This window comes from Mycobacterium sp. (assembly GCF_049280035.1).
In the GTDB taxonomy this organism is placed as follows: domain Bacteria; phylum Actinomycetota; class Actinomycetes; order Mycobacteriales; family Mycobacteriaceae; genus Mycobacterium.
The window spans coordinates 1-8992 of the sequence record NZ_JBAPPI010000853.1; the positions used below are offsets into that span (position 1 = coordinate 1).

The following is an 8992-nucleotide window of genomic DNA, read 5'->3' on the forward strand; positions in this document are numbered from 1 at the left end:
GGCGGAGGTGGACCCACAGCTGTTTGGGGTATGCGTGGTGACCGTTGACGGTCAGACGTTTTCGGCCGGCGACGCCGAGTGTGAGTTTGCGTTGGAGTCGATCTCGAAAGTCTTCACGGCCGCGCTCGCTATCGAACAAGTAGGTCCGCGGGTGTTCCACCGCAAGGTGGGCGCCGATCCGACCGGCGCGGAGTTCAATTCGGTGCTGGCGTTGGAACTGCACAACGACAAGCCGAATTCGCCGATGGTCAACGCGGGGGCGATGACGGCAACCAGCCTGGTGTCGGCCACCGACGCTGACGACCGCACGCGCCAGATCCTCCAAATTCAAAGCGATTTCGCCGGGCGTCCGATCACGGTCAGCGAACAGATCGCCGCGTCCGAACGCGCAACCAACTTTCACAACCGCGCGATCGCGTGGCTGCTGCTGTGCGGCGGATACATGTACAGCGACCCGATGGAGGCCTGCGACGTCTACACGCTGCAGTGCTCGACGCTGGTCACCGCTGTCGACCTGGCGATCATGGGCGCGACCCTGGCCAACGGCGGCATCAATCCCGTCACCGGCAAGCGCGTCATCGCACAGGCCAATGTGCGGCATGTGCTGGCCTTGATGGCGATGGAGGGCCTCTACACCGCCTCCGGCGACTGGGCCTACACCGTCGGGCTGCCCGCCAAGAGTGGCGTCGGAGGCGGCCTGGTCGCGGTGTCGCCAGGCAAGCTGGCGATCGCCGCCTTTTCACCGCCGCTGGACAAGGCCGGCAACAGCGTGCGCGCCCAGGCCGCGATCACCCAGATCGCGCACACCCTCGGGCTGGGGCTGTTCAATACGTAGCACCGGGACTGACCCTTCGGTCGGAGGCATGCCCGCGATGTCCCAAAACAGACGACATCTGTGGCTCGCGGAAGTTCGTCTCAGAACCAACGGCGCATCAACTAAGGAATACCGGTCGGACGATCGTCGGCCAACTGCGGGTCGCCAGTAGTCCACGACCCCGCCAGGGACCGAATTCCCAAGTGAGCAAATGCCACTGACGGTCGAAACCGGCCGCCCCGCGTCTGCTTTGGATGTGGTTGATCAGCGTTGCTCAGCTGACGGTAGGGGCGCACAATTGAGGTGTCCGTCTGAAACCTGGGAGCTGCGATGAGCGAGCAACTGTACGACCTTTTCGGCGAGCTCTTCCAGCGGTACTTCAGACCCGCCATCGACGCATATCCGCGAATGGGTGGAACACTCGTCGAAAGGTTATTCGCGCTGAGTGACGACGTCCCCGATAGATTGGCACAGACCCGGTGCGCCGCGATGGCGTGGGCCAAAGCCGAGACCCCGAACGCCAGGATCACCTCGGAACTTTTCGTGATCACCCAACACGGACTGATCTATGCCGCCGGGTTGAACGAGTCGCGCCGGGCGCTGTATTACCTGGCCACGCCGCCCGCGTTGTTCGATCCGTTCGTCGATCAGGTCGACACCGCCGAACTGCGTGAGGGCACGGTAGTCGTGGTGGACGGCCGGTTCGGCCGCGACCTCGCATCCGCGCATCCGATGGACGCCGCGCTGCGCCGGATTCTCGATGAGCACCTGGCGCTGCGGGTGGACCTGCCCGTGTAGCTATTGCATGGAACTTACGGAGGCGTTAGTAACGCAGGACATCACGCCATTCGAGCGGGAACGACTGCGTGCGGCTCTTGAGGAGGAAGTAAGAACGCAAATTCCCGCCGATAGGCAGCTCCTCCGCGTGGTGGACTGGGATCCGCGGGGTGGCCACGCAGTGGAAAACGCTCCAGGCGTGAGGAAGTACACGGTCGCGTACGAGACGGAACCGCGCGATTAGGCGTGATGGTCGGCGGCGAGATGCCCGTTGAACGCTCGGCCCAACTCATTTCGCTGTTGCGATACCTGAGTAGGCGTAGACTTAAAGAACGGATCCACGGCAGACCAAGGTCGGACCGGAAGAGAAGATTCCTCCTCTCGGCTGTGGCGCCTAGCACGAGCATTAGGCACCCACGCGAAGCAAAGCCCACCAACTGGGCACAGCGCGGTGGGCTTGCGTCCGGGCCGGGAAACTGTGTCCTGACGCCGAGGCCACATTTCACTGCGCCATCATGCACGCTTGGTAACCGAGTGGTTGGTGCTTCGGACGGCCCTCCTTTTCGTCAGGAGCGCCGTCCGACTCGTATATGCCGAACTCCCGGAGCTGGTAGCGGTCTGCTCGCCGAAGCAAGCACTCTGCGAGCGTGCAGATGTCTCGAAAATAGACGACATACGAGAGTCTCAAAACTTCGTGTCAGAGATACCACCGCGATATGGCGGACACCGTTGACCAGCGGTGACACGATACTGACGTGGACCCCAACGGGGATGGTGGCGCTGGACTGACGGCAGTGGCGCTGTCGTGTGGGTCGTGCGGCACCGAACTGCCACCAAACTCCAAGTTCTGTAATGAGTGCGGTACACCCGTCACGCAGGCCGCCCGATCGGCGGAGTACAAGCAGGTCACGGTTCTGTTCGCCGATGTTGTGCATTCGATGGACATCGCCTCTGCCGTCGGTGCCGAGCGACTTCGGGAGATCATGGCCGACCTCGCCGACCGCTGTGCCGCAGTTGTAGAGCGCTACGGAGGCACTGTCGACAAGTTCACCGGCGACGGGATCATGGCGGTATTCGGTGCGCCGGTGGCGTTGGAGGACCACGCCGTTCGTGCCTGTCTTGCGGCGCTGGGCATCCAGGAGGAGGCGAAACGGCTTGCCGTCGACGTCCAAGAGCGCGACGGTGTGGATCTGCAGTTGCGAGTGGGTCTTAACTCCGGTGAGGTGATCGCCGGTGAAATAGGCGCGGGTGCACTGGGTTACACCGCCGTCGGTGAGCAGGTGGGGATCGCCCAGCGGATGGAATCGGTGGCACCGCCGGGTGGGGTGATGCTCAGCGCGTCCACGGCGCGGCTGGTCGAGGGCGCTGCGACTCTCGGCGACGCTGAGTTGGTCCAGATCAAGGGTGCTGACACGCCGGTGGCGGCCCGTCGGCTCTTGGGCATGGGAGATAGGCATCGCGCTGCCGGGCGTGCCGAGTCGAATCTGGTCGGTCGGCGCTGGGAGATGTCCGCCGTTGAAGGCTTGCTGGAGCGTGCCATCGACGGCCATGGCGCGGTGGTTGGCGTGGTAGGGCCACCCGGCATCGGGAAGAGTCGTCTGGTGCGCGAGGTGGCGGCGATGGCGGGTCGGCGGGGCGTGGAAGTGTTCACCGCCTACTGCGAGTCACACACCAGCCAGGTCCCGTTCCATGCCGTCGCGCGGCTGCTGCGTGCAGCCACTGGCGTCGATGGTCTTGAAGGGCAGGAGGCTCGCGATCGAGTGCGCGACCGGGTTCCCGACGCAGACCCCGAGGACTTGCTGCTCCTCCATGACCTACTGGGCATCGCCGACCCGAATGCTCCGTCACCGGCAATCGATCCCGATGCCCGTCGGCGACGGTTGACTGCACTAGTGAATGCCGATTCCTTGGCCCGCGAAAGCCCAGCGGTCTATGTCGTGGAGGATGTCCATTGGATCGATGAGGTCAGCGAGTCGATGCTGGCCGATTTCCTCACCGTGATCCCGCAGACGCCCTCGTTGGTGCTGGCCACCTACCGACCCGAGTACGAGGGGGCGTTGGCTCGGGTGCACGGTGCTCAAACCATTGCCCTTGCGCCGCTGAGTGATTCAGAAAGCACGGCGCTGGTCTCTGAGCTGCTCGGCCCAGACCCCACTGTTGGCGCGCTGGGCCAGAAGATCGCCGAGAGGGCCGCCGGTAACCCGTTCTTCGCCGAGGAGATCGTGCGCGAACTGGCCGAGCGCGGTGTGCTGCACGGGGAGCGCGGTGGCTACGTGTCGATGGCGGATGTTAGCGAGGTGAGCGTGCCTGCCACATTGCAGGCGACCATCGCCGCTCGCATCGACCGACTCAACCCGAAAGCCAAGCGCACGCTGAGCGCGGCGGCGGTGATTGGCTCGCGGTTCAGCCGGGATCTGCTGGAAACGCTGGGCATTGATCCCACCCTGGAGGACTTGCTGGGGGGCGAGCTGATCGATCAGATCAGGTTCACCGGACAACCCGAGTATGTGTTTCACCATCCGCTGATCCGCACCGTGGCCTATGAATCGCAGCTCAAATCCGATCGCGCCGAGCTGCACCGGCGGCTGGCCACCGCAATCGAATCGGGTGACCCGGCCTCGGCGGATGAAAATGCCGCCTTGATTGGCGAACATCTGGAGTCCGCCGGTGATCTGCACGCAGCGTTCAACTGGCACATGCGGGCAGCGACGTGGGCGACCAACCGTGACATCGCCGCGGCGTATCTGAGTTGGGAGCGCGCCATACGGATCGCCGACGCCTTGCCCGCCGATGACCCCAACCGGGCAGTCATGCGCATTGCCCCGCGCACCATGTTGTGCGGGATCGCCTGGCGAGTCCATGAACATGTGGCCGGTGCCCGCTTTGAGGAATTGCGGCAGTTGTGCACCGCCGCCGGGGACAAGGCGTCACTGGCCATCGGGATGGCGGGGCTGGTGATCGATCACGCGTTTCAGGGCCGGATGCGCGAGGCGTCGCAGCTGGCATCCGAGGCCGTGGCCCTCATCGAGTCGGTCGGCGATGCGACCTTGACGGTGGGGCTGTCCTTCGCGCCGATCTGGGCCAAGGGTGAAGGTGGTGAGTGGTGTGACGTGCTGCGGTGGTCACAGGCAGTCATCGACCTGGCCGACGGCGATCCGTCCAAAGGCAACTTCATCATGGGGTCTCCGTTAGCGGTCGCGTTTACGACGCGGGCCTTTGCCCGTTATCACCTGGGTCGTCCCGGATGGCGCGACGACCAGCGGCACAGCCTGGCTATGGCCCGCAGCGCCGACCCCCTGATCTACGGCGCGGTCGTCGGCTACGGCTACTTCCTAGGGATACCCTCTGGCGTTCTGAGTCCTGACGATTCCGCGGTGTGCGAGATCGAGGATGCACTACGGATTGCGGAACGATCCAGTGATGACCTCGCGTTGGCCTGGGCTCGGCTGGCGCTGGGCGTTGCGCTGGTGCACCGCCACACGGCTGCGGAGCGTGACCGCGGACAGACGCTTCTGGCCGAGCTCGGCGACGTGTTCCTGCGCCGCGGATACCTGCTGTGCGATTTGCCGCTCGTCGAGGTGTGCTTGGCGCATGAGGGGGCTCGGCGCGGAGATCGCGATGACGCCATCCCGCTCATGCGCGCCACCGTCGACCAGCTCTTCCACGAGGGACGGCTACTGATGTGGGGCATTCCTGCGACCGGTGTTCTGGTGGAGACATTGCTCGACCGCGGCGCCGACGGAGACGTGGCCGAAGCCGAGGCCGCGGTCGAGCGGTTAGCCGCCGCGCCAGCCGATGAGGGTCTCGTGATGGTCGACATCTGGCTGCTGCGGCTGCGCGCACTGTTGGCACGAGTCCATGGCGGCGACACCGCCTATCGCGACTATCGGGATCGCTACCGCGAGTTGGCGACATCGCTGGGCTTCGAAGGGCACATGAAGTGGGCCGAGGCGATGCCATGACGACGGTCGAAACGGAAAGCAACCCTGTCTCGAAATAGACGAGATATGAGAGTCTCGAAAGTTCGTTTCGGTTGGCAGCGTTGACGTGGGCGAGCTTTTCAATACGCAGCAGCGGGACTGGCGCTCAGCGCAGCGCCTCGACGCGGCCGGCGAGCATCGCTGTCCATTCGGCGATAAAGTCCTCGTCCCGCAAATCCGTTGCCGGCACGCGAAATACGCTATTGGTGGCCCGCTTACCCAGCAGTGCGTCTACCCCGACGGCGGCAATGGCTGTCGCATCCTGCTTGCTGATTTTCGGCACCCAGCCCTTGATCCAGTCGGCGACTTCTGCGTAGAGGCCATCGATGAGGGCGGCGTAGGCGTTGTTGAGCCGCGGCGACTGGTCGGGTGGTGTGCGCGCCGCGATTTGCAGCAGTTGAGTTTCCTCGTCGAGCACCGTGAGGACGTAGCGCCCGAGCATGGTGAGTTCAATGCGGAGGTCGCCGAGGCCGGCGAACAGCGTACGGATGTCGTGCATGGCGCGGCGACGGTCGAGTTGCCGGTCGATGCCTGCCCCAAGGAGTGCCTCTTTGGATTTGAAGTGGTGATAAAGCGCGCCCGACCCCGGCGCCAGGCCGGCGGCGGCTTCGATCTGGGTGATGCTGGTGGCCTGATAGCCCTGTTCACCGAAGAGTCGCATCGCCTCCGTGACCAGTCGATCTCGCGTCGGTGCCGCAGGCATTGACCGCTCCCAAGTGATCTCTTAATATCAGACAGAGGTCACTTTAGCGCACCGTATGGCGCGCCGCTAGGAGATCGTGATGCCAAGCAACGAAAGTCCGCTTCCGCAGGGGCGGGTCCGGCGCACGATGCCGTTGGCGGGGTTCACCACGCGCGCCGCGGGCGGACGGATAGTGGCCGGCCTACGGGAGAAGGCTGGAAACACCGGCGCCGTGGACCGCTTTCATGAGCGCACCGCGGATCGGTATGCCGACCTGCTCGGCCACTCCAAGGGCGTGCTCATGAAGGCGGGACAAATTTTCTCGATGGTTGACCCCGGCGCCGTCGGCAATGGCGAACTCTCGCCCTACCAGAAGGCGCTCACCCGGCTGCAGGCCGATGCGCCACCGATGGACCCACAGCTGGCCAAAGAAGTCCTGCAGGCCGATTTGGGACGGCCCGTCGAGGAGCTCTTCGCCGAGTTCAGCGACGAGCCGATGGCCGCGGCCTCCATCGGGCAGGTCCACCACGCGGTGCTGCACGACGGCCGCGAGGTCGCCGTGAAAATTCAGTATCCCGGTGCGGCAGAAGCGATCCGCGACGATCTGGCCAACACCGAACTGTTGACAACCTTCTATCGATTCGCGGCTTCGACATCCGGCACCACAATCCCCGATCTGCGTTCTGCGACGCGGGAGATCGCCGCGCGCATCTCCGAGGAAATCGACTACCGTCACGAAGCCGCTAACATCACCGCATTCAGCCAGCTCTACCGCGACCACCCTTTCATCCACATCCCCAGGGTAATTCACGAGGCGTCCGGCGACCGGGTACTGACCATGTCCTATCTCGACGGAATGGACTGGGCCACAGCCCAACAAGCCGACCAAGACCTCAAGAACACCTGGGCCGAGGTGATCTGGCGATTCGTTGCGGGTTCTTACCGGCACGGCAACCTCTTTCACGCCGATCCCCACCCTGGCAACTACCGCTTCCGTTCCGACGGGCAGGTCGGTTTCCTCGACTTCGGCTGCGTGAAGGTCCTGCCCGAGCAGCCGCGCCGCAACGTAATCGCACTGGCTCGTGCAGCACTCGAGGGACGCAAGCAGGACATGCGGGAGCTGATGGTTGCAATCGGGTTCTTCACAACCGATTCCACCATCACCACCGAGGAGGCATACCAGTGGTACTCCGAAATCTTCTACGAAGTGCTTGCACCGCAGCCGGTCACCTACCTGCCAGAGACGGGGCAACGAGCCATCCGCACTCTGGTCGATTTCCGCTCACCAGATCACGTGGTTCGTCGTATGTCGATCCCCGAAGATTTAGTGTTCACGACCCGGATCAACCTCAGCGTCAACACAATATGCGCGGCATTGCGCGGGACCGTTCACGTCCGCGCGATGGTCGACGATCTTGACGGAGCAGCCGAGCCGATCACACCGCTGGGCAAACAGCACGTCGCCTGGGCGCGCCAACGCGGCCTGCCTTTCGGACTGGATCCTCGATGAGCGGCCTCAGCGAGGGTCCGGTACCTCGGGGAAGGATTCGCCGTACCATGCCGCTGGCCACCTTTACCACGCGGGCCGCTGGCGGCCGCATGGTGGCCGCTCTCCGCGAGAAGTCAGGAGACTCTGCCGCAGTCAGTCGCTTTCATGAGCGCACCGCCGAGCGGTACGCCCAGCTGCTCGGACACTCCAAGGGTGTGCTGATGAAGGCTGGCCAGATGTTCTCGATGGTCGATGCCAATTCGATTGGCAATGGCGAACTCTCGCCCTATCAGAAGGCGCTCGCCCGGCTGCAGGCCGATGCACCACCGATGGACTCGGACCTCGCCAAACAGGTCCTGCGTGCCGATCTGGGCCGGTCAGCCGAGCGTATATTCGCCGAGTTCACTGACGAACCGATGGCGGCCGCGTCTATCGGCCAGGTCCATCGCGCAGTACTGCACGATGGTCGCCAGGTGGCTGTCAAGGTTCAGTATCCGGGTGCCGCCGAGGCGATCCGTGACGATCTGGCCAACACCGAACTGCTAGCGACGTTTTTCCGGTTCGCGTCCTCGGCATCGGGCACCACGATGCCTGATCTACGACACGCATCGCGGGAGATCGCTGACCGCATTTCCGAGGAACTCGACTACCGTCGCGAGGCCGCCAACATCACCGCGTTTCGCGACCTCTACCGAGATCACCCCTTCATCCGGGTACCGGAGGTCATCTGTGAGGCATCCGGTGACCGTGTGCTAACGATGACCTATCTCGACGGACTGGACTGGGCCGCGGCACAACAGGCGGACCAGGAACTCAAGGACACCTGGACCGAGGTCATCCATCGGTTTTTTAATGGTTCTGGCCGGCATGCGAATCTCGCCCACTGTGATCCTCATCCCGGGAACTACCGGTTTGGCTTGGACGGACGGGTCGGATTTCTAGACTTCGGCTGCGTTTTGGTTCTGCCCGAATGCCACCGTCGCAGATACGTTGGTATGTTTCGAGCAGCGCTTGACGGACAGAAGCAATATCTGCGTGACCTTATGGTCGAATCTGGTTACTTCGCCAGTGATTCCACCATCACGGCCGAGGAGGCCTACCAGTGGTGGGCCGTACTCCTCTACGAGTGGCTCGCACCCCAGCCGGCGACCTACACGTCGGGATCAGCACAACGTGTCATCCATAATCTCCTTGATGTGCGCTCAACCGACCATCCTGGTCGCCGGATGTCGGTTCCTCCGGGTTTCGCT

General features: G+C 63.7%; 6 protein-coding genes. 5 read left to right on the top strand and 1 reads right to left on the bottom strand.

All coding sequences use genetic code 11. The features are described 5' to 3' along the window. The 3 genes from glsA to WAN71_RS27305 form a co-directional block, all read left to right on the top strand. Positions 1-835 (top strand): glutaminase A (gene glsA, locus WAN71_RS27295; protein WP_422228313.1); only part of this gene is annotated, 835 nt, incomplete at its 5' end. Between the two features lie 309 nt (positions 836-1144). Beyond that, positions 1145-1612, top strand: a complete 468-nt coding sequence (locus WAN71_RS27300) for a glucose-6-phosphate dehydrogenase (protein WP_422228314.1) — start codon at positions 1145-1147, stop codon at positions 1610-1612. A gap of 764 nt (positions 1613-2376) precedes the next feature. Further along, the gene (locus WAN71_RS27305) at positions 2377-5553 is read left to right on the top strand and encodes an AAA family ATPase (protein WP_422228318.1); all 3177 of its coding nucleotides are present in this window, start codon (positions 2377-2379) and stop codon (positions 5551-5553) included. A gap of 124 nt (positions 5554-5677) precedes the next feature. Here WAN71_RS27305 and WAN71_RS27310 read toward each other — a convergent pair whose 3' ends face one another. After that, entirely contained in the window at positions 5678-6274 is a 597-nt protein-coding gene (locus WAN71_RS27310) for a TetR/AcrR family transcriptional regulator (protein WP_422228315.1), read from the bottom strand. A gap of 79 nt (positions 6275-6353) precedes the next feature. On the opposite strand from WAN71_RS27310, the gene WAN71_RS27315 reads away from it, so the two are divergent. Further along, positions 6354-7763 (top strand): ABC1 kinase family protein, encoded by a 1410-nt coding sequence (locus WAN71_RS27315; protein ID WP_422228316.1) that lies wholly within the window; start codon positions 6354-6356, stop codon positions 7761-7763. Positions 7764-7810: 47 nt separating this feature from the next. Further along, the coding region (locus tag WAN71_RS27320; protein WP_422228317.1) for an ABC1 kinase family protein at positions 7811-8992 on the top strand (1182 nt) is incomplete at its 3' end.

Excerpts from the sequence above, each read along its gene's own strand:
- WAN71_RS27300 (WP_422228314.1), top strand. The coding sequence starts at position 1,145 with ATGAGCGAGCAACTGTACGACCTTTTCGGCGAGCTCTTCCAGCGGTAC.
- WAN71_RS27310 (WP_422228315.1), bottom strand. The coding sequence starts at position 6,274 with ATGCCTGCGGCACCGACGCGAGATCGACTGGTCACGGAGGCGATGCGA.
- WAN71_RS27315 (WP_422228316.1), top strand. The coding sequence starts at position 6,354 with ATGCCAAGCAACGAAAGTCCGCTTCCGCAGGGGCGGGTCCGGCGCACG.